The sequence below is a fragment of the Paracoccus sp. NIOT.M2S5SZ12 genome (genome assembly GCF_057748165.1).
The window spans coordinates 140,467-162,632 of sequence record NZ_JBYLFR010000007.1 but is presented as its reverse complement, the minus strand read 5'-3'; the positions used below and the strand labels follow the sequence as shown (position 1 = coordinate 162,632).

Below are 22,166 nucleotides of genomic sequence, written 5' to 3'. Positions count from 1 at the left end.
GCTTGCCCCTCAGCGGCGCAGCAGCCCGGCCCGCGACTGCTCGTCCCGCCACCAGCCGGTGACGGCCTCGGCCACCGCCTCGACCATGCGCGCCCGCCAGTCCGGATCGGTCAGGTTGGCCAGGTCCTGCGGGTCGGACACAAAGCCCAGCTCCAGCAGGACCGACGCGATGTCGGGCGATTTGAGCACCGAGAACGCCGCCCCCTGCACCGGCCGCCCGTGCAGCACGATCCCCCGCAGCGCCATGCGCGAGGTCAGGAGCCGCGCGAAGGCCTCGGAGCGGGGCTGGGTGTCGGTGCGCGCGAAATCCATCAGCGCATGGGCCAGCCCGTCGTCCTGCCCGCTCAGATCCATCCCCGACAGCAGGTCGTCGCGCTGATGTCGCAGCGCCAGCTGCGCGGCGGCGCGGTCGTCGGCGGCCGGGGTCCAGACATAGACCGTGGCCCCCGCCGCCTGTCCCTGGGGCAGCGCGTCGGCATGCAGCGACAGCAGCAGCCGCGATCCCGAGGCGCGCGCGACCGTCATGCGGTCCTCCAGCCGGACATAGCTGTCATCCTCGCGCGTCATCGCGACGGTGACGCCCCGCGCCTCCAGCGCCCGGCGCAGCTCCTGGGCAAAGCCCAGAACCAGATGCGCCTCGGTCTCGCCGCCGGCCTGCGCGCCGGGATCAAAGCCGCCATGGCCGGGGTCCAGCGTCACCACCAGCCCGCCCGGCGGCGGCGCCTCGGGCAGGACGGACGGATCGGGCAGGTTGCGCAGCGCGGCCGCCGCCGAGGGGCGGGGCGCGAAATCCTCGGGCGCGACCGGGTCCAGCGCGATCGACAGGCGCGCCTCCGCGCCCTGGGTGCGCATGCCCGCGCGCGCCACGCGGAAGGGGCCGGGCAACTCGATCACCAGCCGCGACCAGCCGCCCTGCACGCCCCCCCACCGGATCGCCGGGGCCAGCGCCGCGCCGAACAGCTGCGCCGGGTCCTGCCCCGACAGATCGACGCCCTTCAGATCGACCACCAGCCGCGCCGGCTCTCCGACCAGAAAGACCCGCCACGGCACGGGCCGGTCCAGCGCCAGCGACAGCGCCAGCGGTTCCGGGCCGAAGATGCGCTGCCACCAGCCCTGCGGCGCAGGCGTCAGCGCCGATCCGCCAAGCGCCAGCCGCGCGGGGTCCTGCGCCAGGACCGGTCCCCCCAGCAGCAGCAGGATCAGCGCCAGAAACCTCATCGCGCCGCCATGAAGGCCGCAAGCCGCGCCAGACCTTCGGCGATGTCGGCGGTGGCGCGGGCATAGCTGAAGCGCAGCGTACGCGCGCCGCGATCGGGGTCGAAATCCAGACCCGGCGTGACGGCGACGCCGGCACCCTCCAGGATCTCGGCCGCGAAGGCCACGGAGTCGTCGGTCAGATGCGACACGTCGGCATAGATGTAGAAGGCCCCCTCGGGCGGGGCGATGCGGTCGAAGCCCGCGCGCGGCAGCCCCTCCAGCATCAGGCGGCGGTTCTCGGCATAGACGGCGCGGTTGGCCTCGGCCTCGGGGATGCAGTCCAGCGCCGCCAGCGCCGCGACCTGGCTGGCATGGGGCGGACAGATGAACAGGTTCTGGGCCAGACGCTCGACCGTGCGCACCATATCGGGCGGCACGACCATCCATCCGACCCGCCACCCTGTCATGGAAAAGTATTTGCTGAAAGAGTTTACGACCAGAACCTCATCCGTCACCTCAAGCGCGGAATGGCAGCGGTCGCCATAGGACAGCCCGTGATAGATCTCGTCCGAGATGACCGCCATGCCCCGCGAGGCGGCGGCCTGGGTCAGGGCCGACAGCTCGGGCACGGTCAGCACCGTCCCCGACGGATTGCCGGGCGAGGCCAGGATCAGCCCATGCGCATCATCGGGCAGATCCTCCGGGCGCGGCTGATAGCGGTCCTCGGCGCGCGTCGGGATGCCCACGGGGGTCAGCGACATGGCGCGCAGGATCTGGCGATAGCTGGGATAGCCCGGAAAGCCCATCGCCACCCGGTCCCCCGCATCGAAGAGCGCCGAGAACGCCAGGATGAAGGCGCCGCTGCTGCCGGGCGTCACCACGACCCGCGCGGGGTCCAGATCGACGCCGTACCAGCGGCGATAGAGATCCGCGATCCCTTGGCGCAGCGCGGGCAGGCCCAGGGCCACGGTATATCCCAGGGGCTGCTCCAGCGCCTGCGCCAGCGCGCGGCGCGCGCCTTCGGGGGCGGGGGTGCCGGGCTGGCCGACCTCCATGTGGATGATATGGCGACCGGCGGCCTCGGCGCGCGCGGCCGCCTCCATCACGTCCATCACGATGAACGGGTCCACCTGTCCGCGCAGGGAGTGTCTCATGGCTCGGCCTCGCTTTTTGGGCCGTGATAGCGCGGCACGGCGCCGCGCTCCAGTTCTTTACACGTCAAGGTGTCCGGGTCGCGGTTGCCTTGGGCCGCCGCCCGGTCCACTCTCTGCGCGACAGAATGCAAGGGGACCGACCCATGAGACGCCTGACCGCCGCCCTGCTGCTGGGGGCAACCCTCTCAACGCCCGCCGCGGCTTTCGACATCTCGGCCATGAGCCCTGAAGAGAAGGAGGCGTTCGGTACGGCGGTGCGCGACTATCTGATGGAGAACCCCGAGGTGCTGATCGAATCGATCAACGTCCTAGAGAACCGTCAGGCCCAGGACGCCGCCACGACCGATCTGCAGCTGGTCCAGCAATATCAGGCCGAGTTGTTCGAGGACGAGGCCAGCTGGGTCGGCGGCAACCCCGACGGCGACCTGACCATGGTCGAGTTCATTGACTATCGCTGCGGCGTCTGCCGGCAGTTCAATCAGGAGGTCCATGACGCGGTCGAGGAAGATGGCAACATCCGCCTGATCCTGAAGGAATTTCCGATTCTGGGAGAGGACAGCATCCGCTCCAGCCGCTTCGCCATCGCGGTGCTGCAGGAGGCGGGGCCGGAGGCCTATGCCAAGGCGCATGACGCGCTGATGGTGCTGCGCACGCCCGCCACGCCCGCCGCGCTGGAGGAGATCGCGGGCGATATCGGCGTCGATGCGGCCGCCGTCATGGCGCGCATGGACAGCGACGACGTGACCGCCGTTCTGGCCGCGAACCAGGCGCTCGGGCAGGCGATGGCGATCCAGGGGACGCCGACCTTCGTGATCGGCGACCAGATGCTGCGCGGGGTTCCGCGGGCGGGCGTGGCCCAGACCATCGCCCAGATCCGCGAGACCATGTGATCAGGCCAGCGCGGCGCGGACCGCCTGATCCAGCGGCTGCGACGGCCGCCCGATCAGCCGCGAGAGCACCGCGCCGTCGCCGTCCAGCGCCCCCTGCGCGGCCGCCGCGTCAAACCCCGCATAGGCCTGCGCCAGCGGTTCCGGCATGACCTGCGCCAGGATCGCGGCGTAGTCGCCTTCGGGCAGATCGAGATAGGGGATGTCGCGCCCGGTCTGGCGGCCGATCTCCTTCGCCAGATCCGCCAGCGTCCAGGCAGGGCTGCCCGCCAGCTCATAGGTCCGGCCGTCATGGCCCGCGCCGGTCAGCACCGCCACCGCCGCATCGGCGTAATCGGCCCGCGCGGCCGAGGCGATGCGCCCCTGCCCCGCCGATCCGACGAGCGCCCCGTGGTCCAGCGCCGCAGGAATGCCCGCCAGGTAGTTCTCATGATACCAGCCGTTGCGCAGGATGGTCACGCTCAGGCCCGAGGCCGCCAGCATCGCCTCGGTCTGGCGATGCTCCTCGGCCAAGGACAAGATCGAGCGGTCGGCATGCAGCACGCTGGTATAGACCACGCGCCGCACCCCGGCCGCGACGGCGGCCTCGATCACGGCCCGGTGCTGGGCCTCGCGGCGGCCGATCTCGCTGCCCGAGATCAGCAGCAGGCTGTCGACGCCCGCCAGCGCCGGGGCCAGGGTCTCGGGGCGGTCATAGTCGAACAGGCGCTGATCGGGGCCGGGCCTGCGCGCCAAGCCGATGGCGGACTGGCCCATGGTGGCAAGTCGGTTGAGGACAAGGCGGCCCAGCTGGCCTGTGGCGCCGGTGATGGCAAGGGTCATCGGATGCTCCGTCATTGAGGTCTTGTCAGATATGGCGCATCCGCTTACTTTCCGTAAGTACGCACAGAAAGGTAAGTATACGATGCCCGACAGCCTGACCGATCATCTGCGGCGCGGCGACCTTCTGGCGCCTCAATGCCCGTCGCGCGCGGTGCTGCGCGCGATCACCAGCCAATGGGGCGTCCTGGTGCTGATGGTGCTGCGCGACGGCACGCTGCGCTTCAGCGCGCTGCGCCGCCGCGTGGGCGGCGTCAGCGAGCGGATGCTGGCCGAGACGCTGAAACGTCTGGAAGCGCATGGGCTGGTGCTGCGCGTGGCCTATCCGGTGGTGCCGCCGCAGACGGAATATTCGCTGACCCCCCTAGGTCAGGAGGCCGCCGCCCATGTCGCGGCGCTGGCCGATTGGGTTGAGGTCACGCTGCCCGCGCTGCTGCCCGATCAGTCGGCGGAACTGCGGGCGTAGACGTCCTCGTAGCGGATGATGTCATCCTCGCCCAGATAGCTGCCGGTCTGGACCTCGATCAGGACCATCGGCACCTTGCCCGGATTCTCCATCCGGTGGACGGCGCCCAGGGGGACATAGATCGACTGGTTCTCGGTCACCAGGGTCACGCGGTCGTCGACCGTCACCCGCGCGGTGCCCGACACCACGATCCAGTGTTCCGACCGGTGCACATGGCTCTGCAGCGACAGGGCCGCGCCGGGCTTCACCACGATGCGCTTGACCTGGAAGCGGTCGGCCAAAGCCAGCGTCTCGAACCAGCCCCAGGGGCGGTGGTCGCGGGGAAAGGCCTCGGCCTGCTTGGCCTTGCGCGCCTTGAGCGCCGAGACGGCCAGCCGCACGTCCTGCGCCCGGCCCCGGTCCGCGACCAGCACCGCATCCGAGGTCGCCACCACCATCACGTCGGTCAGGCCGATGCCCACCACCTCGACCTCATCGCTGTCCGAGCGCAGCAGCACGTCGCGGCAGTCGATCGCGGTCGAGCGCGCATCCGTCACCACGCCCCGATCCGAGGGCGCCTGGCCCAAGGCCTCGCGCCAGACCGCGTCCCAGCCCCCCAGATCGGACCAGCGCCCCGAAAAGCGCACGACCGTCAGGTTCGACGCCTTCTCCATCACGGCATAGTCGATGGACTGATCCTCGGCCTCGGCCCAGGGGGCCCGGGCCAGGCGCAGGAAGCCCAGATCGGTCTGCGCCTCATCGACGGCGCGGCCGACCGGGTCCAGATAGGCCGGCGCATGGTCGCGGAAGGCCTGGATCATCACGTCGGCGCGGAAGAGGAAGATGCCCGCGTTCCACAGATAATTGCCCTCGTCCAGCATCCGGGCAGCGCTGTCGGCATCGGGCTTCTCGACGAAGCGCGCCAGGGGCTGCGGCCCGTCGCCCTGCCCCGCCAGCTCCAGATAGCCGTAGCCGGTCTCGGGGCGGTCGGGGGTAATGCCGAAGGTCACGATGCGCCCCTGCGCCGCGGCCTCGGCCCCCTGGGCAACGGCTGCGGCAAAGGCCGCGCGGTCGGGGATGACGTGATCGGAGGGCGCGACCAGCAGCAGCGCCTGCGGATCGTCCGCCGCGGCCATCAGCGCCGCCGCCAGGATCGCGGGCGCGGTGTTGCGGCCCGACGGCTCGATCACGATGCGGCCGGGCGCGATGCCCGCCTGCTCCAGCTGTTCGGCCACGATGAAGCGGAAGTCGGAATTGGTCATCACCATCGGCGCGGCGAAGCCTTGGCCCGACAGGCGCCGAGCCGAAGCCTGGAACAGCGTCTCGTCGCCCGTCAGGGCCGCGAACTGCTTGGGAAAGCTCTTGCGCGACACAGGCCACAGCCGCGTACCCGAACCGCCCGCCATCAGCACCGGAATGATCGTCATGCAATACCCCCCGGGGCCTGCCGGCCCGCGCAACCTATCCAAAACCGCCGGTGGCCCCGGTCGGGGCCGGACCATCCTACCGACGTAACCCGCAAACGGAACGATATCCACATGATGTTGCAGAAAACTCGTCCGAAACCCGCGGGTCCTGTGGCGCGCGGGTCCGTCAGCCGCCGCAGCCGTCGCAGCGCGGGCCGGTAGCATCGCGGCGGATCGTGTGACGGCCACAGGCGGTGCAGGGATCGCCCTCGTATCCTGCCATCCGCGCCCGGGTGCGCGCATCCAGCACCGGCATGGTCGCCGTGGCCAGCGCCGCGCTGCCCATCAGGACCTGCGGCACCCGCTGGCGCAGATAGCCCGCGCTGCTGATCCGCTTGAGCAGGGTCAGCGACTTCAGCTCGGCCGGGGCGACGGGTCGGCCCTCGTTCCGGCCGCCGCCCAGATCGTCGAAGCGCGCGCCCTCGGGCGCGATCTGGGCCAGATCGGTGCGGTCCAGATAGCTGACGGCCAGCTCGCGGAACACATAATCCAGGATCGAGGTCGCGGCGGTGATGCTGTCATTGCCCTGCACGACCCCCGCGGGTTCGAAGCGGGTGAAGGTGAAGGCATCCACGAACGCCTCCAGCGGCACGCCGTATTGCAGGCCCACCGACACGGCGATGGCGAAGTTGTTCATCATCGCCCGAAAGCCCGCGCCCTCCTTGTGCATGTCGATGAAGATCTCTCCCAGACCGCCATCGTCATATTCGCCGGTGCGCAGATAGACCTTGTGCCCGCCGACGACGGCCTTCTGGGTGTATCCCTTGCGGCGCTGCGGCAGCCGTTCGCGGTGGCGGCGCGCCGCCTCGCGGATGACGACCTTCTCGGCCAGCACGCGCGCCCGCTCATGGGTCGAGCCATGGGCCAGCGCCTCCTCGGCGGCCTCGTCATCGTCGATCAGCGCATCGACCAGCGGCTGGCTCAGACGCGCGCCGTCGCGGTGCAGCGTGCTGGCCTTGAGGCCCAGATCATGCGCCAGCGCGTGCGCCGCCAGCAGGTCCGCGATGTCGGCCTCCGCGCTCAGCGCGACCGTCCGGCCGATCCCGCCCGAGACGAAACCCTGCGCCGCCGCGGCCATGCGGATGCGGCTCTCGACCGACAGGGCGCGCCTGCCGGTCCGCCCGCAGGGCGTGGCGCAGTCGAAGACCGGCAGATGCGCCTGGCTCAGCAGCGGCGCGCCCTCCAGCGTCATCGTCCCGCAGACATGGTCGTTGGCCGCATCGACCTGCGCCGGCGTGAAGCCCAGATGGCACAGCAGGTCGAAGCCCGGATCGGCCAGCCGCTCTGCCGGGATGCCCAGGGTGCGACGGCAGAAATCCTCGCCAAGCGTCCATTGGTTGAAGACGAAGCGGATGTCGAAGGCCTCCGGCAGGGCGGCCTCGATCGCGGCGATCTCGGCCCGGCCGAAGCCGTGACCGGCTAGCGACGCGTGGTTGATGCCGGGGCATCCGGCCAGCGTCGCGTGGCCCACCGCATGGGCCACGATCCGGGCGATCTGGCCGGGGGCATAGCCCAGCCTGTCCAGCGCGGCGGGGACCAGGCGGTTGATCGCCTTGACGGGGGCGCCATCGGCCCCGGCCCGGAACGTGACCGGCGCGACCCCCGGCTCGATGCCGGGCGCGTCGCAATCCAGGATCAGGCCGACCGGGCCTGCGGGCGCGATGGCGGTGGTCTGCGCGTTGCGGAAACCGTGCGCGCGGCCCAGGGTCAGTGCCTCGTCCCAGGCCGCGCGGGCCAGATCGACCAGGCCCGCATCGGGGCAGTTCGCGGCATCCAGCGCCATGGGGGCATTGGCCAAGCCCGCGCAGGGCTGCCCATGGGCCAGGGCGCGGTGGTTGGCGATCACGCGCAGCATCGCATCGGCGTTGCGGGCGTGGCCGGGAAAGGCGCCCAGATCCGCGGCCATCCGCGCGCTGGTCGCATAGGCGGTGCCGGTCATGACCGCCGTCAGCGCCCCGCAGACCGCGCGGCCCGCATCGCTGTCATAGCCGAGGCCCATCGCCATCAGCAGCCCGGCCAGATTGGCATGGCCCAGCCCCACCGGGCGGAAGTCGTGGCTGCGCCGCGCGGTCGCGCGATCGGGGAAGCCCGCCATCAGCACGCCGATCTCCAGCGTCAGCGTCCAGAGGCGCGCGGCATGCGCGAAGCCCACGGCATCGAACCGCCCGTCCCGCCAGAAGGCCATGAGGTTCAGCACGGCCAGGGGCGCGGCCGTGTCCTCCAGGAACAGGCAGGCCCCCGACGCGTCCGACGCGCGGATCGGCCCGTCCTGCGGGCAGGTGTGCCAGGCGTCGACCGTATCGGCGAACTGCACGCCCGGATCGGCGCTGGCCCAGCCCGCATGGCCAATCCGGTCCCACAGATCGCGCGCCGAAACCGTCTGCGCGATGCGGCCGTCGGTGCGGCGGATCAGCGCCCACGGGGCATCCGCGCGCACCGCACGCAGAAAGGCATCCGTCACCCGGACCGTGGTGGCGGAGTGCTGGCCCGAGACCGTCGCATAGGCATCGGAATCCCAATCGGTGTCGAAGGTCGGGAATTCGATGCTGTCGAAGCCCTGCCGCGCGTAATGCAGCACGCGCTGCACGCAGGCATCGGGGATCATCGCGCGCCTGGCGCTGCGGATCGCGGTGCGCAGGGCGGGGTTGGCCGTGGGGTCCGTCTCTCCGCCACCGGCGCGGATGGCGGCGAAGACGCCGTTCAGCTCACGTTCGTGCAGCTTCGATCCGGCGACCAGGGCCGCGACCTTCTGCTCCTCGACCATCTTCCAGGCCACGAAGGCCTCGATCTCGGGATGGTCGATGTCGCAGGCGACCATACGGTCCCGGCGACGGGTCGCGCCGCCCGCCCGGAACGCGCCCGCAGCGCGGTCGCCGATGCGCAGCGCCTCCATCAGACCGGCCGCGACGCCGCCGCCGGGCAGCGCCTCGCCCGCGGCGGGCAGGCCGCCGACATCGGTGCCGATAGCGGTCACGGTCAGGGGCGCCTCGCGGCTCCACAGCGCCATGACGGCGGCCGCATCGCCCCGACCGCCCGCGGCCGAGCGGATGACGCCCGACTGGATCAGCGGGTGTTCATGCCCGCCCGTGACGGCCACCACCCGGCCCGTGCGTTGTTCGACGCGGAACGCCTCCGGTCCCGACCCGTCGATGCCATAGGCCCAGTGCAGGCCGACATGCAGCCATTGCGGTAGGTCGGGCGCGCCCATCTGGCGGGCCAGCATGTGGCGCATCTCGTCGCGATAGGCGCGGGCGTCGTCCTCGGTCGCGAAGCAGCCGCCCTTCCAGCCCCAATAGGTCCAGGCCCCCGCCATGCGGTCGAAGACCTGCCGGGCGCTGGTCTCCGGGCCGAAGCGCTCCTCCTCGGGCAGCGCGGCCAGGGCGGTCGTGTCGGCCTCGTGGCGCCACAGGAAGGCCGGAACGTCCGCCTCCGGCACGGGCCTCAGGCGGGCGGGAACGCCGCCGCGGCACAGGCAGGCCTGCGCCAGGGCATCGCCCGCGGCCGGGCTCCAGCCGCGCGGCCGCTCCACGGCGACATCGCCGGCCGGCATGTCGGGATCGACGGGCGCGCCGCCGCTGCGGGTGAAGGCGATGCCGCCATAGGCCCCGCCCCGCGGGGTGGTAAAGCGCCGTTCGATCCTCATCCCTGCCCCGTCCTTTCGATCCCCCGCGCGCAGCCGCGACCGGCCCCCGCAAAGGGGGGCGCAGGCGGACGGACCGCCCGTCGGTTCGGGGATGCGGCGATGGTCCTTACGGAGGGCCCCACGGGCCCGCCCTATCCAGTGCCATCATGGCCGTCGGGGCCAAGGTGACGCCGGGCCACGGGGCTTTCAACCGGGAAATTAGCAGCGTCCACAGGGGTTTGCCGTTGACAGGCCGCCCGGAGGCCCGCGCGCCGGATTCGCGCACAGACACCCCGCCCGACCCCCGGCACGACGCGGATTGTCCTGCGGATCGAAGGGCTTGCAGGAACCGCCCCACAATCTGTCCACAGGCTTATCCGACCGCCATCCCCAGCCCCGCCGATGGACCACGCATGCGCGAAATTCAGCGCGTCGGAATGATGATGCCGCTTTCGGTGACGATCATGTCCAGCGGCTGATCCAGCGGCTCGGCCGGGATATGGTCCAGCCGCTGGCAGTCGAAGGCCAGTCCGAGTGCTGTGACGGGGCCGGATTTCCTCAGCGATTCCAGCGTCCTGTCAAAGAACCCACCGCCATAGCCAAGCCGGTTCCCCCGCCCGTCGAACCCCGCGAGCGGCACGATCAGCACATTGGGCACCATGACCTCCGCCGATTCGGGCGGATGGGCCGTGCCGAAGGCTCCTGCCTCCAGCGGGCCCCCCTGCCAGCGGCGAAAGACCAGCGGCCGGCCGCGTCCCGTGACCACCGGCAGGACCAGCGGCCCGCGATGGGCGGCCATGGCGGGGCGGGGATCGGCCTCGTCCCGGATCGGCCAGTAGCCGGCCAGGACCGCCCCCGCGAAGGGCGCCAGCGCCGCGATCAGTTCGCGGTCCAGCGCGGCCCGGTCGCCCCCTGCGGCCCGCGCGGCCAGGGCCTGCGCGCGCAGGTCCGCCTTGGCCGTCACAGCAGGACCAGCGTGGCCAGGCCCAGAAAGGCCAGAAAGCCGATCACGTCGGTCATCATCGTGACGAAGGTCCCCGAGGCCAGCGCCGGGTCGGCGCCCAGCTTGTTCAGGCCCAGGGGGATCAGGATGCCCGCCAGCGCCGCGACCAGCAGGTTGATGACCATGGCCGACCCGATCACCGCCGCCAGACCCGGATCGCGGAACCAGGCCCAGGTGATCGCCGCCATGATGATGCCGAAGATCACCCCGTTAGTCAGCCCCACGCAGACCTCGCGGCGCACCACGCGCAGGGCGTTGGCGCGCGACAGATCGCGCGTGGCCAGGCCGCGCACCGCGACGGTCAGGGTCTGCGTGCCCGCATTGCCGCCCATGGAGGCCACGATGGGCATCAGCACCGCCAGCGCCACCAGCTGCGCGATGGCGCCCTCGAACACCGCGATGACCGAGGCGGCGGCCAGCGCGGTCACGATGTTCGTGGCCAGCCACGGCACGCGCTGCCGCACCGTCTGCAGCACGCTGTCCGAGATGCTGGAATCGTCGCCCACCCCGGCCAGGCGCAGGATGTCCTCCTCATGCTCGTCATCCAGGACGGACATGGCGTCGTCGATGGTGATGACCCCCACCAACCGGTCGTCGCGGTCCACCACCGGGGCCGAGATCAGGTGATACTGGTTGAAGACATAGGCGACCTCGGCTTCCTCGGCGAAGGCGCTGATGGTGCGGAAGCTGTCCTCGGCCAGCTCGCGCAGGGGCGCGTCGCGGCGCGAGGCCAGCAGGCGGCCCAAGGTGACGTAGCCCACCGGGTGGCGGCGCGGATCGACCAGCACGATGTGGTAGAACTGCTCGGGCAGCCAGTCCTCGGCGCGGACGAAGTCGATGGCCTCGGCCACGGTCCAGTGCTCGGGCGCGGTCACGACCTCGGACTGCATCAGGCGCCCGGCCGAATATTCGGGATAGGCCAGCGACTGCTGCACCGCCATGCGGTCGCCCGCATCCAGCGCGGCCAGGATCTCGTCGCGTTCGGGCGCGTCCAGATCCTCGACCAGGTCCACGACATCGTCGCTGTCCATCTCGCGCACGGCCTCGGCCAAGACGGCGCGGGGCAGCTGCTCCAGCACCTCCTCGCGGATGGATTCGTCGATCTCGGACAGGATTTCGCCGTCGATCCCGTCGGCGTAGAGCTCCAGGAACTGCCGCCGCTCGGCCGGGGTCATGCGCTCGATCAGGTCGGCGACGTCGGCGGCGTGCATCGGCTCCAGCGCCGCCTCCAGCGCGGCGGGGTCGGCGGCGGCGATGGCCTCGTCCACGCGCGCCATCAGGTCGTCATGCGGATCGGGCCGGGCGTCGCGGTCGTCTTCGGCCATGAGAGGTCCCTTCTGTCAGGCGTCGGGGTCGCTGCGGCTCAGCCGCGGAGGAAATCCAGGGCCGCGCGGTGCAGCGCGGGGGTCGCTGCGGCGATGACGCGCCCGCCCTCATGGGCCGGGCCGCCCTGCCAGTCGGTGACGACCCCGCCCGCCGCCTGCACCACCGCCAGCGGTCCCGCGATGTCATAGGATTGCAGCCCCGCCTCGATCACCAGATCGACCTGCCCCAAGGCCAGCAGCGCGTAGCCGTAGCAGTCCAGGCCATAGCGCGTCAGCCGCACCCGGTCCGCCACGCGGCGGAAGGCCTGCGCCTCCTCAGACGTGCCGATCTCGGGGAAGGTTGTCAGCAGCGTCGCGGCAGCGAGCGTCCCGCAGTCACGCACCCGCAGCGGCCGGTCGCGGCCGCCATGCGACAGCCGGGCGCGGCCCAGCCCGCCCTCGAACCGTTCGGTGGTGAAGGGCTGGTCGATCAGCCCGTAGACGACGCCCTGGGCGTCCGTAACCCCGATCAGCACGCCCCAGCTGGCCGCGCCGCACAGAAAGGCGCGCGTGCCGTCGATCGGGTCCAGCACCCAGGTCAGCCCGGTCGTGCCGGGCTGCGCGCCATATTCTTCGCCCAGGATGGCGTCGTCGGGCCGCTCGCGCGCCAGAACGGCGCGCATGGCGCGCTCGGCCTCGCGGTCGGCCTGGGTCACGGGGTCGAAATCGGCGGGGCGCTTGTTGTCGGCCGCCAGATCCGCGTGGCGGAACCACGGCAGGATGGCCTGCCGCGCGGCGTCGGCCATCAGATGGGCGGTGCGGATGATCTGGTCTGCGTTCTGCATGCGGCCCCCCTGTCACGTCGCGCCCGGTGTAACCCGTCGCCGGCCGGGGGGCCAGCACTCAAAGTCGGTCGTCGCCCGGCGGTCACACGGCGCGGGGCGACGGTGGTGTCAGGCGCCTTCTGGCGCGCTGGACGCTCAGGCCGCGTCGGAGAGGACGCGGGCCAGTTCGAAGATCTGGCGGCGCTGCGCCTCGGGCATGGCGTAATAGGCGCGCACCAGCTGCAGCGCCTCCTTGTCGGCGAAGATGTCGCCTTCGACGACGCCCGGCACCTCGGCATCCGTTAGCCCCTCGAAGAAGAAGCTGACCGGCACGTCGACCGCGCGGGCGATGTCCCACAGACGCGAGGCCGAGACGCGGTTCATCCCGGTCTCGTACTTCTGGATCTGCTGGAACTTGATGCCGACCTTGTCGGCCAGCTGCTGTTGGGTCATGCCGATCATCCAACGGCGATGGCGGATACGTTTACCAACATGAACATCTACACTGTGCTTCATTGCCCAACCTCTTGCAATCTCAGGATGCTCTAGCCCGGAAAGGCACAATTTTCGAGTGTCAACTTGGTTAAGGGGCCCGTTCCTGCCCAAAAAGACAGGTCCACGCGACCGTCCGGGCGGTGTTTCAGCCGCACGTTGACTTGGCCCGCCCAGATGCGAACCTGACGCCCTCAAGATCGCCGCCCCCGAGGAGCCAGATGATTCGCACCGCCGTCATACCCGCCCTAGGCGCAGACCCCGTAATCGAGGACCGCGTCCCGCCCCGCCCGGCCCGCGGCCAGGCCCTGGTCCGGATCGAGGCGGCGGCACTGAATTTCGCGGATCTGCTCAAGGCGCAGGGCCGCTATCAGGAACCGGCCGAGCCGCCCTTCGTGCCGGGCCTGGAGGGGGCGGGCACGGTGATCGAGGCACCGGGCGGCTCGGGCCTCGCGCCCGGCGTGCGGGTCGCGGTCTCGGCGCCGGGCACCATGAGCCAAGTCATGGCGGTCGATTGCGACGCGCTCCTGCCCATGCCCGACGCGATGGGGATGGAGCAGGCGGCGGGCTTTCAGGTGGCTTATGGGACAAGCCACCTGGCGCTGTCCGGGCGTGGCGGCCTGCAACCGGGAGATGCGCTGGTCGTTCTGGGCGCCGCCGGCGGGGTCGGCGTGACCGCGGTCCAGATCGGGGCCGCGATGGGCGCGCGCGTGATCGGCGTGGCGCGGGGCGCCGAGAAATGCGCGGCCGTGCGGCGCGCAGGCGCCCAGGACGCGATCGACAGCGACGCCTGTGCCGATCTGCGCGGCGCGCTGCGCGATCTGGGCGGGGCCGACGTGGTCTATGACCCGGTCGGCGCCGAACCCGGAGAGGCCGCGTTCCGCGCCCTGCGCCCGGGCGGGCGATTCCTGTCGATCGGTTTCGCCGGCGGGCGACCCCCGGCGCTGCCGCTGAACCACGCGCTGGTCAAGAACATCGCCATCCACGGCTTCTACTGGGGCGGCTACCGGCGGCTGGACCCGCAGGCGCTGCGCGCCAGCATGCAGGCGCTGTTCGCCCTGTTCGAGCGGGGCCTGCTGGACCCGGTCGCGGGCGACGTCCTGCCGCTGGAGCGCCTGGCCGAGGGCTTTGCCCTGCTGCGCGAGCGACGCAGCATCGGCAAGGTGATCATCACCCTGTGAACGCGGGGCCGCACCGGCCCCGGCCGGTGGCTGCGGCATTGAAAAATGTGACGATACAACCGATATTATGCCCAAGCCGGACCCCGTCCGGCACGCCTTTCAAGGGAGAGTTCGATGGCAGATTACAACACATACCGCACCGCGCAGGGCGTGGGCCAGCGCCAGGCGGTGGTGGACCAGGGCCTGCGGGCCTACATGAACAAGGTTTATGGGCTGATGGCGGTCGGCATGGGTGTGACCGCCGTCGCGGCCTACGGCATTGCGACCGCCGCGGTCACGCCCACGGGCGAGCTCACGGGTCTGGGCGCCGCGATCTACACCTCGCCGCTGCGGTGGGTGATCATGTTCGCGCCGCTGCTGATGGTCTTCGCCTTCGGCGCCGCGCTGAACCGCCTGTCGGTGGGCGCCGCGACCGGCGTCTTCTACGCCTTCGCTGCGCTGATGGGGCTGTCGATCAGCTCAATCTTCCTCGTCTACACCTCGGTGTCGATCGTGCAGACCTTCCTGGTGACGGCCATCGCCTTCGCGGGCCTGTCGCTCTGGGGCTACACCACGAAGAAGGACCTGTCGGGCTGGGGCACCTTCCTGCTGATGGGCCTGATCGGCCTGATCGTGGCCTCGATCGTGAACATCTTCATCGCCTCCTCGGCCATGCAGTTCGCGATCTCGGTCATCGGCGTGCTGATCTTCGCGGGCCTGACCGCCTATGACACGCAGAACATCAAGAACAGCTACCTGCAGATGCAGGGTTCGGGTGCGGATTTCCTGGGCAAGTCCGCCATCATGGGCGCGCTCAAGCTGTATCTGGACTTCCTGAACCTGTTCATGTTCCTCCTGTCCTTTATGGGCAACCGGGAGTAACCTCGCCTTCATCCATGCTCCGGAAGGCTCCGCCCCATGGCGGGGCCTTTCGCGTTTTCGGGGTGGCAGTCCGTGCGATGCGCGGATGCGGTGCCGTCCGCGATCCACCCGTCGCACGGCCCGCCATGAGACAGGGCCGCCATCCTGTCGGGATGGCGGCCCTGCGGTTCGTCGTCACCGTCGGCGAGGCGGGTCGGGCGCGGGTGATTCAGGCAGCCTGACGGATGGTCAGGGCGGATGCGGCCTCGGCGGCGATCTCGAAGCTGCGCAGGCGCTTGCCATGGTCATGGACCTGCCCGGTCAGGATGATCTCGTCCGGGCGGTGCGTCTCGACCAGGGCCGCCAGCTGGTCCTGCACCTGCGCGCGGTCGCCCACGGCACTGATGCGCAGCGCCCCGTCCACCGCGCGGCGCATCTGGGCGCCGATCTCGGCGTCGATGTCGCGGACCGGGCGCGGCAGCTTGCCGGGCTGACCCGTGCGCAGCCGCGCGAAGGCCAGCTGCATCGTGGTGCGCAGATAGGCGGCCTCGCCGGCATCATCGGCGGCGAAGACGTTGGCCGCCAGGATCGCGTGGGGCCGCTGACCCCAGGGCGAAGGCCGGAACCGGTCGCGATAGATTGCCATCGCCTGCTCCAGGTGATCGGGCGCGAAATGGCTGGCGAAGGCGAAGGGCAGGCCCAGATGCGCCGCCAGCTGCGCGCCGAAGAGGCTGCTGCCCAGGATATAGACCGGCACGCCGGTCCCCTCGCCCGGCAGGGCGCGGACCGGGGCGTCGGGGCGTTCGGGGCCCAGATAGTCCAGCAGTTCGACCACGTCCTGCGGAAAGCTGTCGGCCATGGGGTCGCGGCGCAGGGCGCGGATCACCGCGCCGTCCCCGCCGGGCGCGCGGCCCAGGCCCAGGTCGATGCGGTCGGGAAAGGCGGTGGCCAGCGTGCCGAAAGCCTCGGCCACGGTCAGCGGCGCGTGGTTGGGCAGCATGATGCCGCCCGCCCCCACGCGGATCGTGCGGGTCGCCTGCGCGATCAGCCCGATCAGCACGGCGGTGGCGGAGCTGGCGATGCCCGGCATGTTGTGATGCTCGGCCAGCCAGAAGCGGTGATAGCCCCAGCCCTCGGCGCGCTGCGCCAGATCGATGCTGTTGCGGATCGCATCCTGCGCCGACGACCCCTCGGGGACAGGCGACAGGTCGAGAACGGAATACGGAAGATGCTGTGTCATCCCACCGATCTAGGACCGGTTGCGCATAATGCAATGTCGGACACCGCCCGACGGCACGAAATTCGCGGCCGGGCGGCGCGGATCAGGCCATCTTGCGCAGATAGGTCCAGGTCGGCACGCGGCTGCCGCGCGCGACCGACCAGCTTTCGGCATCGCCCAGATAGACGAAGCCGCAATTGGTCAGCACGCGCGCCGATCCGGGATTGTCTTGGAACGCCTCGGCGAACAGGGTCCGCGCGCCATGCGGATTGGCCGCGACCAGCGCCGCGACCGCTTCGGTGGCGAAGCCCGTGTTCCAGAAGCCGGCCCCGATCCAGAAGCCCAGCTCGGACTGCGACCCCTCCATCCGGGTCAGCGACACCACTCCCAGCAGTTCGGAGAGGTTCTGTTCGCTGCCGTCGATGGCCCAGACATCCTCGGTCCGGTCGGAGGCCAGCGCGCGGGCGACGAAGCTGTCCGACGCACCGGGCGGCAGCGGATGCGGAATGGCGCGGGTGCCCTCGGCCACGCGGCGGTCGGCGGTGTAATGGGCGATCATCCCGGCATCTGAGGCACGCAGCGGCCGCAGCGTGAACCGCTCGGTCGCGATCACGGGCTGGTCGGGCGCGGCGCCCGGAACGGCGCACAGGTCATCCAGACGACTTCCCTCCCGCAGGGGTGCAGACATCACCATGTTTCCTCCCCAAGAAACTGTAAAGAATTGAGACGACAAAACGGTTTGGGGGACCGGCTTGCGCCGATCCCCCCTTAGCATCTGAATATTACGCTAAGGTTACTCGGCTGCTTCCAGCTCGGCGGGGACGATCGAAACGAAGGTCCGGCCCTTCAGGCCCTTCTTGAAGCTCACATGACCGTCGGTCAGCGCGAAAAGGGTGTGATCCTTGCCCATGCCGACGTTGACGCCCGGCCACCAGGTGGTGCCGCGCTGACGTGCGATGATGTTGCCCGCGATGGCGGCCTGGCCGCCGAACAGCTTGACGCCTAGACGGCGACCGGCGCTGTCGCGACCGTTGCGGGAGGAACCGCCTGCTTTCTTATGTGCCATGGGTCGTTCTCCTTAGGCTTCAGCGGCGTCTTTGGCCGGTTTCTTGGTCTTGGCGGGCGCCTCGGCGGCCTCGACCTTGGTGCGGGCGCCGACGGCGGCCTTGACGCCGGTCTTGTCCGCGCCCTTGTCCAGGACGTCCGTGACGCGCAGCAGGGTCAGCTGCTGACGATGACCGCGGGTCCGCTGCGAGCTGTGCTTGCGGCGGCGCTTGACATAGGTGATGACCTTGTCGGCCTTGATCTGCTCGATCACGGTGGCCTGCACGCAGGCACCGGCGACCAGGGGCGCACCCAGGGTCGAGCCGACCATCAGAACGTCGTTGAACTGGACAGTCTCGCCAGCCGCGGCATTCAGCTTTTCAACGCGCAGGACGTCGCCCGCCTGCACCTTGTACTGCTTGCCGCCAGTTTTCAGAACCGCGAACATCGCTTTCTTCCTTCATCACCGCGTCCTGCGGCCCCGACGATGTCGGCGTTGGGGGGCGGACCCCGCCTTCGGACGGCGCACCCTGTTGCGGGTGTCGTTAAAATCAAGAGACCGGCCAAGGGCGCACAGCCCTGCCGGTCGGCGTCAGATGCCCGATCCGCCCCGCGATGTCAAGCCTGTCGAGCCGGCCTGTCCTGCCGGGCGGAACCCGCGCGCGGATCGCGGGCTTGTGTCCCTGCGCCCCGACGGACCGGAACCCACAATGAAACGCTTTACCTGCCCGCATTGCGGCACCCGCGCCTATTTCCACAACCTGCTCTGCCTGTGCGGCGAAGATCTGACCTACGATCCCGGCGCCCGCCGCATGGTTGCCGAGGCCGCGCCCTGCGCCAACCGCGACAGCCTTGCCTGCAACTGGTCCGCGCATCGCGACGGTGCGCTGTGTCAGTCCTGCGCCATGTCGCGGGTCGTCCCGGTCCTGAACGTCGGCGACAACCAGCGCCTTCTGGCCAGCGCCGAGCGGGCCAAGCGGTGGGTGCTGGCCAATCTGGGGGAGTGGGACTGGTTCACCGATGCCGATCCGGGTTGGCGGCCGCGCTTCCTGATGCTATCGGAGCATACCGGCGGGCGCGACCAGCAGATCACCATGGGCCATGCTGACGGAGAGATCACCATCAACGTCACCGAGGCGGACGAGCTGATCCGGCTGAAGCGGCAGCTGAAGCTGGGCGAGCAGTATCGATCAATGGTCGGCCATTTCCGCCACGAGATCGCGCATTTCCTGTTCGACCGCCTGAAGGTCCTGCCCGACTTCCTGCCGGCCTTCCGGGCGATGTTCGGCGACGAGCGCGCCGATTACGCGGCCGCGCTGAAGGCGCATTACGCCGATCCCCGCGATCCGGGCGAGGATTACATCACCAGCTACGCCACCTCGCACCCGCATGAGGACTGGGCCGAGACGGTGGCCCATCTGCTGCATCTGACGGACGTGGCCGACAGCTTCTGCAGCACACATCTGGCCATGCCGGGCGTGCCCGACGACTATCACCCCTATGCCGAGACCGATGCCCACCGCCTGCTGACCATCGCGGCCGAGATCACCATCGCGGTGAACGACATCAACCGCGCGCTGGACAACAGCGACCTCTATCCCTTCGTGCTGACCATGCCGGTGCGCCGCAAGATCGCCTTCGCCCATGGCTGGCTGCAGGGGCATCTGGCCCGCGGCGGTCAGGTCGCCTAGACGGCGGCCTTTTCCTCCAGCATCAGCCATTCCTCCTCGGCATCGGCCAGGGCGGCCTGACGCTCGGAGAGGGCTAGGCTGGCCTTCTCGAACTTGGCGGGGGCGGTCGTGAACAGGTCCGGGTCGGACATGAACTCGGACAGCTTGGCGATCTCGGCCTCCAGCTTGGCGATGATGCCGGGCAGCGCCTCCAGCCGATGCCGCTCGGTGAAGGTCAGCCCGTCGCGCGCCGCCGCCTTGGGCTTCTCCGCGACGGGTGCCGCCTTGGCCACCGCCACCGGCTCGTCGGGCGCGGTCTCGCCGCGCTGCGCCTGATAGTCGCTCCAGCCGCCGGCATAGACGGTCGCGCGACCGTCCCCCTCCATCGCGACCGTGGTGTCGGCCACCCGGTCGATGAAGTCGCGGTCGTGGCTGACCAGCAGCACGGTGCCGTCGTAATCGCCAAGCAGGTCCTGCAGCAGGTCCAGCGTCTCGACATCCAGATCGTTGGTCGGTTCGTCCATGACCAGCAGGTTCGACGGCCGCGCCATCAGCCGCGCCAGCAGCAGACGCGCCTTCTCGCCGCCCGACAGGCTGCGGACGGGGGCGCGGGCCTGGGCGTCGTCGAACAGGAAATCCTTCAGATAGGCCACGACATGCTTGGGCTGGCCCCGCACCATCACCTGATCGGCGCGGCCCGACACGCGCATCTCCGGATCGCCGGTCAGCGATTCCCACAGCGTCTGGTCGGGGTTCAGCGCCGCGCGGGCCTGGTCGAACACCGCGATCTCCAGGTTGGTGCCCATCGTGACGGTTCCCTGATCGGGGGCGATCTCTCCGGTCAGCATCTTGATCAGCGTGGTCTTGCCCGCGCCGTTCGGCCCGACAAAGGCGATGCGGTCGCCGCGCTGGATGCGCAGGTCGAAGGGCCGCAGGATGACCTTGTCGCCGAAGGCCTTGGCGATGCCGCTGGCCTCGACGACCTTCTTGCCGCTGGTCGTGCCGCTGTCGAACGCCATCGCGGCGGTACCCTGACGGCGGATCTGGCTGCTGCGCTCGGCCCGCAGGGCGGCCAGGGCGCGGACGCGGCCCTGGTTGCGCTTGCGGCGCGCGCTGATGCCCTCGACCGCCCATTTGGCCTCGGCCTTGATCTTGCGGTCCAGCTTGTGGCGGGCGTCGTCCTCGGCCGCCCAGGTGGCCTCGCGCCAATCCTCGAACCCCTCGAAGCCGCGCTCCTGGCGACGGACCTGGCCGCGGTCGATCCACAGCGTCGCCTTGGTCAGGCGGCGCAGGAAGGCGCGGTCGTGGCTGATCAGCACGAAACCCGCGCGGGTCTGGGACAGATGGTCCTCCAGCCAGCCGATGGCCTCGATGTCCAGGTGGTTGGTCGGCTCGTCCAAGAGCATCAGCTCGGGCGCCTGCGCCAGCAGGCGGGCCAGGGCCGCGCGGCGACGCTCGCCGCCCGATGCGGTGGCCACGGGGCGATGAGGGTCGAACTTCAGCCCTTCGGCGGCCATGTCGACGCGGTAATCCTCGCCCGGCTCCAGCCCGTCGCGGGCGAAATCGCCAAGCGTCTCGAAGCCCGACAGGTCAGGATCCTGCTCCATGTAGCCGGTCGAGACGCCGGCGGCCAAGACCACCTCGCCCCGGTCGGGTTCGACGAAGCCGGCCATCACCTTCATCAGGGTGGACTTGCCCGAGCCGTTTCGGCCGACCAGCGCGACGCGGTCGCCCGGCTGGACGTTCAGGGACAGGCCGTCGAAAACGGGATCGCCGCCATAGGTCAGCGAGATGTCGGAAAGTTGCAAAAGGGGTGCGCGTGCCATGCCCGCGCCCTAGCGCGCGGCCCGCCCGTGGTCAATGCGTCGCAGCGCGCAGGCCCTGTCGGGAAAAGATTGACAGGAACGCTAGGGATAGGCCAGAACGCCATTCATATTCTGACCAAAGGAGTCAACATGCGTCCCCTGATCCTTGCCTCGCTGCTGGGTGCCACCGCCATGCCCGCCCTGGCCCAGGAGGTGAACGTCTATTCCCACCGTCAGCCCGAGCTGATCCAGCCCCTGATCGACGCCTTCACCGCCGAGACCGGCATCACCGTGAACGTGGCCTTCGTGGACAAGGGCATGGTCGAGCGCCTGCAGGCCGAGGGCGACCGCTCTCCGGCCGATCTGGTGCTGACCGTGGACGTGGCGCGTTTGGGCGAGGTCAAGGAGGCGGGCGTTCTGCAGCCGGTCGATGACGCGACCCTGACCGAGGCGATCCCCGCGGCGCTGCGGGACGACGAGAACCAGTGGTTCGCCCTGACCACCCGCGCCCGCGTCGTCTATGCCCACAAGGACCGCGTGGCCGATGGCGAGGTGACCACCTACGAGGACCTGGCCGATCCGAAGTGGCAGGGCCGCATCTGCACCCGCAGCTTCACCAACGACTACAACGTCGCGCTGACCGCGGCATATCTGGCCCATCACGGCGAGGAGGAGACGGTCGCCTGGCTGGAGGGCGTCAAGGCGAACCTGGCCAAGCGCCCGGAGGGCGGCGACCGCGACCAGGTCAAGTCGATCTGGGCCGGCGAATGCGACATCAGCCTGGGCAACACCTATTACATGGGCGCCATGCTGAAGGACCCCGAGCAGCAGGAATGGGCCGAATCGGTCCGCATCGTCTTCCCGACCTTTGAGGATGGCGGCACGCATGTGAACGTCTCGGGCGTGGCGATGACCAAATCGGCCCCGAACCGCGACGCGGCACTGCAGCTGATGCAGTTCCTGGCCGGCGATGAGGCGCAGCGCATCTATGCCGAGACCAACAACGAGTTCCCGGTCAAGGAAGGCGTCGAGCGTTCGGAGCTGGTCGCCAGCTGGGGCGAGTTCACCCCGGACGACCTGACCCTGACCGAGATCTCGGACCTGCGCCCGCAGGCGCTGGACCTGATCGAGCGCGTCAACTTCGACGGCTGATCAGGGCGCGATCACGAAGAAAAAGAAAGGCGCAGACAAGGG

The 22,166-nt window shown here is 70.1% G+C and carries 20 protein-coding genes; 6 read left to right on the top strand and 14 right to left on the bottom strand.

What is annotated here, in order from left to right; all coding sequences use genetic code 11:
• Window positions 1-9 precede the first annotated feature (9 nt).
• Together AC2SGK_RS08695 and AC2SGK_RS08690 are read right to left on the bottom strand one after the other, a co-directional pair.
• Window positions 10-1,218 carry an N-acetylmuramoyl-L-alanine amidase gene (locus tag AC2SGK_RS08695; protein WP_488323187.1) on the bottom strand — a complete coding sequence of 403 codons (1,209 nt, stop codon included), beginning with the start codon at window positions 1,216-1,218 and terminating at the stop codon, window positions 10-12.
• On the bottom strand, window positions 1,215-2,351 hold the full coding sequence (locus AC2SGK_RS08690) for a pyridoxal phosphate-dependent aminotransferase (protein ID WP_488323186.1): 1,137 nt from the start codon (window positions 2,349-2,351) through the stop codon (window positions 1,215-1,217). Before AC2SGK_RS08690 ends, AC2SGK_RS08695 begins: the two co-directional genes overlap by 4 nt.
• Before the next feature lie 143 nt (window positions 2,352-2,494).
• Between AC2SGK_RS08690 and AC2SGK_RS08685 the strand changes: the two genes are divergently transcribed.
• Window positions 2,495-3,241 carry a DsbA family protein gene (locus AC2SGK_RS08685; protein ID WP_488323185.1) on the top strand — a complete coding sequence of 249 codons (747 nt, stop codon included), beginning with the start codon at window positions 2,495-2,497 and terminating at the stop codon, window positions 3,239-3,241.
• On the opposite strand, the gene AC2SGK_RS08680 is transcribed toward AC2SGK_RS08685, so the two are convergent.
• Window positions 3,242-4,060, bottom strand: coding sequence for an NAD(P)H-binding protein (locus AC2SGK_RS08680; RefSeq protein WP_488323184.1), 819 nt, complete (start codon window positions 4,058-4,060; stop codon window positions 3,242-3,244).
• Between the two features lie 82 nt (window positions 4,061-4,142).
• Between AC2SGK_RS08680 and AC2SGK_RS08675 the strand changes: the two genes are divergently transcribed.
• Window positions 4,143-4,523, top strand: a complete 381-nt coding sequence (locus AC2SGK_RS08675) for a winged helix-turn-helix transcriptional regulator (RefSeq protein WP_488323183.1) — start codon at window positions 4,143-4,145, stop codon at window positions 4,521-4,523.
• Here the strand turns inward: AC2SGK_RS08675 and AC2SGK_RS08670 are convergent.
• The 6 genes from AC2SGK_RS08670 to AC2SGK_RS08645 all read right to left on the bottom strand — a co-directional run bounded on the left by AC2SGK_RS08670 (window position 4,499) and on the right by AC2SGK_RS08645 (window position 13,237).
• Window positions 4,499-5,929 (bottom strand): mannose-1-phosphate guanylyltransferase/mannose-6-phosphate isomerase, encoded by a 1,431-nt coding sequence (locus tag AC2SGK_RS08670; protein ID WP_488323182.1) that lies wholly within the window; start codon window positions 5,927-5,929, stop codon window positions 4,499-4,501. The genes AC2SGK_RS08675 and AC2SGK_RS08670 overlap by 25 nt on opposite strands.
• Window positions 5,930-6,095: 166 nt before the next feature.
• A complete protein-coding gene (locus AC2SGK_RS08665) occupies window positions 6,096-9,611 on the bottom strand; it encodes a TSCPD domain-containing protein (protein ID WP_488323181.1) in 3,516 nt (1,171 codons plus the stop codon).
• Window positions 9,612-10,014: 403 nt separating this feature from the next.
• Entirely contained in the window at window positions 10,015-10,554 is a 540-nt protein-coding gene (locus tag AC2SGK_RS08660; protein WP_488323180.1) for a 5-formyltetrahydrofolate cyclo-ligase, read from the bottom strand.
• Window positions 10,551-11,918 carry a magnesium transporter gene (mgtE, locus tag AC2SGK_RS08655; protein WP_488323179.1) on the bottom strand — a complete coding sequence of 456 codons (1,368 nt, stop codon included), beginning with the start codon at window positions 11,916-11,918 and terminating at the stop codon, window positions 10,551-10,553. The genes AC2SGK_RS08660 and mgtE overlap by 4 nt, the downstream gene beginning before the upstream one ends.
• A gap of 38 nt (window positions 11,919-11,956) precedes the next feature.
• On the bottom strand, window positions 11,957-12,742 hold the full coding sequence (locus AC2SGK_RS08650) for an inositol monophosphatase family protein (RefSeq protein ID WP_488323178.1): 786 nt from the start codon (window positions 12,740-12,742) through the stop codon (window positions 11,957-11,959).
• 135 nt (window positions 12,743-12,877) lie between these two features.
• Window positions 12,878-13,237, bottom strand: a complete 360-nt coding sequence (locus AC2SGK_RS08645; protein WP_488323177.1) for a helix-turn-helix domain-containing protein — start codon at window positions 13,235-13,237, stop codon at window positions 12,878-12,880.
• A 197-nt stretch (window positions 13,238-13,434) separates the two neighbouring features.
• Here AC2SGK_RS08645 and AC2SGK_RS08640 point away from each other — a divergent pair, with 197 nt between their 5' ends.
• Window positions 13,435-14,394 (top strand): NADPH:quinone oxidoreductase family protein, encoded by a 960-nt coding sequence (locus AC2SGK_RS08640; protein WP_488323176.1) that lies wholly within the window; start codon window positions 13,435-13,437, stop codon window positions 14,392-14,394.
• A gap of 114 nt (window positions 14,395-14,508) precedes the next feature.
• On the top strand, window positions 14,509-15,255 hold the full coding sequence (locus AC2SGK_RS08635; protein ID WP_488323175.1) for a Bax inhibitor-1/YccA family protein: 747 nt from the start codon (window positions 14,509-14,511) through the stop codon (window positions 15,253-15,255).
• A 208-nt stretch (window positions 15,256-15,463) separates the two neighbouring features.
• Here AC2SGK_RS08635 and AC2SGK_RS08630 read toward each other — a convergent pair whose 3' ends face one another.
• The 4 genes from AC2SGK_RS08630 to rplU form a co-directional block, all read right to left on the bottom strand.
• Entirely contained in the window at window positions 15,464-16,474 is a 1,011-nt protein-coding gene (locus AC2SGK_RS08630) for an LLM class flavin-dependent oxidoreductase (RefSeq protein WP_488323174.1), read from the bottom strand.
• Between the two features lie 82 nt (window positions 16,475-16,556).
• Entirely contained in the window at window positions 16,557-17,141 is a 585-nt protein-coding gene (locus tag AC2SGK_RS08625; RefSeq protein WP_488323173.1) for a GNAT family N-acetyltransferase, read from the bottom strand.
• A 105-nt stretch (window positions 17,142-17,246) separates the two neighbouring features.
• Window positions 17,247-17,519: a 50S ribosomal protein L27 gene (gene rpmA / locus AC2SGK_RS08620; RefSeq protein WP_411839174.1), complete on the bottom strand. Its 273-nt coding sequence runs from the start codon at window positions 17,517-17,519 to the stop codon at window positions 17,247-17,249.
• 12 nt (window positions 17,520-17,531) lie between these two features.
• Window positions 17,532-17,945: a 50S ribosomal protein L21 gene (gene rplU, locus AC2SGK_RS08615; RefSeq protein WP_488323172.1), complete on the bottom strand. Its 414-nt coding sequence runs from the start codon at window positions 17,943-17,945 to the stop codon at window positions 17,532-17,534.
• 262 nt (window positions 17,946-18,207) lie between these two features.
• Between rplU and AC2SGK_RS08610 the strand changes: the two genes are divergently transcribed.
• Entirely contained in the window at window positions 18,208-19,188 is a 981-nt protein-coding gene (locus AC2SGK_RS08610) for a zinc-binding metallopeptidase family protein (protein ID WP_488323171.1), read from the top strand.
• On the opposite strand, the gene AC2SGK_RS08605 is transcribed toward AC2SGK_RS08610, so the two are convergent.
• A complete protein-coding gene (locus AC2SGK_RS08605; RefSeq protein WP_488323170.1) occupies window positions 19,185-20,993 on the bottom strand; it encodes an ABC-F family ATP-binding cassette domain-containing protein in 1,809 nt (602 codons plus the stop codon). The two genes, AC2SGK_RS08610 and AC2SGK_RS08605, sit on opposite strands and share 4 nt — an antisense overlap.
• A 129-nt stretch (window positions 20,994-21,122) precedes the next feature.
• On the opposite strand from AC2SGK_RS08605, the gene AC2SGK_RS08600 reads away from it, so the two are divergent.
• Complete coding sequence (locus AC2SGK_RS08600) at window positions 21,123-22,124, top strand: Fe(3+) ABC transporter substrate-binding protein (RefSeq protein WP_488323169.1); 1,002 nt, start codon at window positions 21,123-21,125, stop codon at window positions 22,122-22,124.
• Window positions 22,125-22,166: the final 42 nt, after the last annotated feature.

Excerpts from the sequence above, each read along its gene's own strand:
- AC2SGK_RS08695 (WP_488323187.1), bottom strand. The coding sequence starts at position 1,218 with ATGAGGTTTCTGGCGCTGATCCTGCTGCTGCTGGGGGGACCGGTCCTG.
- AC2SGK_RS08690 (WP_488323186.1), bottom strand. The coding sequence starts at position 2,351 with ATGAGACACTCCCTGCGCGGACAGGTGGACCCGTTCATCGTGATGGAC.
- AC2SGK_RS08685 (WP_488323185.1), top strand. The coding sequence starts at position 2,495 with ATGAGACGCCTGACCGCCGCCCTGCTGCTGGGGGCAACCCTCTCAACG.
- AC2SGK_RS08680 (WP_488323184.1), bottom strand. The coding sequence starts at position 4,060 with ATGACCCTTGCCATCACCGGCGCCACAGGCCAGCTGGGCCGCCTTGTC.
- AC2SGK_RS08675 (WP_488323183.1), top strand. The coding sequence starts at position 4,143 with ATGCCCGACAGCCTGACCGATCATCTGCGGCGCGGCGACCTTCTGGCG.
- AC2SGK_RS08670 (WP_488323182.1), bottom strand. The coding sequence starts at position 5,929 with ATGACGATCATTCCGGTGCTGATGGCGGGCGGTTCGGGTACGCGGCTG.
- AC2SGK_RS08665 (WP_488323181.1), bottom strand. The coding sequence starts at position 9,611 with ATGAGGATCGAACGGCGCTTTACCACCCCGCGGGGCGGGGCCTATGGC.
- mgtE (WP_488323179.1), bottom strand. The coding sequence starts at position 11,918 with ATGGCCGAAGACGACCGCGACGCCCGGCCCGATCCGCATGACGACCTG.
- AC2SGK_RS08650 (WP_488323178.1), bottom strand. The coding sequence starts at position 12,742 with ATGCAGAACGCAGACCAGATCATCCGCACCGCCCATCTGATGGCCGAC.
- AC2SGK_RS08645 (WP_488323177.1), bottom strand. The coding sequence starts at position 13,237 with ATGAAGCACAGTGTAGATGTTCATGTTGGTAAACGTATCCGCCATCGC.
- AC2SGK_RS08640 (WP_488323176.1), top strand. The coding sequence starts at position 13,435 with ATGATTCGCACCGCCGTCATACCCGCCCTAGGCGCAGACCCCGTAATC.
- AC2SGK_RS08635 (WP_488323175.1), top strand. The coding sequence starts at position 14,509 with ATGGCAGATTACAACACATACCGCACCGCGCAGGGCGTGGGCCAGCGC.
- AC2SGK_RS08630 (WP_488323174.1), bottom strand. The coding sequence starts at position 16,474 with ATGACACAGCATCTTCCGTATTCCGTTCTCGACCTGTCGCCTGTCCCC.
- AC2SGK_RS08625 (WP_488323173.1), bottom strand. The coding sequence starts at position 17,141 with ATGTCTGCACCCCTGCGGGAGGGAAGTCGTCTGGATGACCTGTGCGCC.
- rpmA (WP_411839174.1), bottom strand. The coding sequence starts at position 17,519 with ATGGCACATAAGAAAGCAGGCGGTTCCTCCCGCAACGGTCGCGACAGC.
- rplU (WP_488323172.1), bottom strand. The coding sequence starts at position 17,945 with ATGTTCGCGGTTCTGAAAACTGGCGGCAAGCAGTACAAGGTGCAGGCG.
- AC2SGK_RS08610 (WP_488323171.1), top strand. The coding sequence starts at position 18,208 with ATGAAACGCTTTACCTGCCCGCATTGCGGCACCCGCGCCTATTTCCAC.
- AC2SGK_RS08605 (WP_488323170.1), bottom strand. The coding sequence starts at position 20,993 with ATGGCACGCGCACCCCTTTTGCAACTTTCCGACATCTCGCTGACCTAT.
- AC2SGK_RS08600 (WP_488323169.1), top strand. The coding sequence starts at position 21,123 with ATGCGTCCCCTGATCCTTGCCTCGCTGCTGGGTGCCACCGCCATGCCC.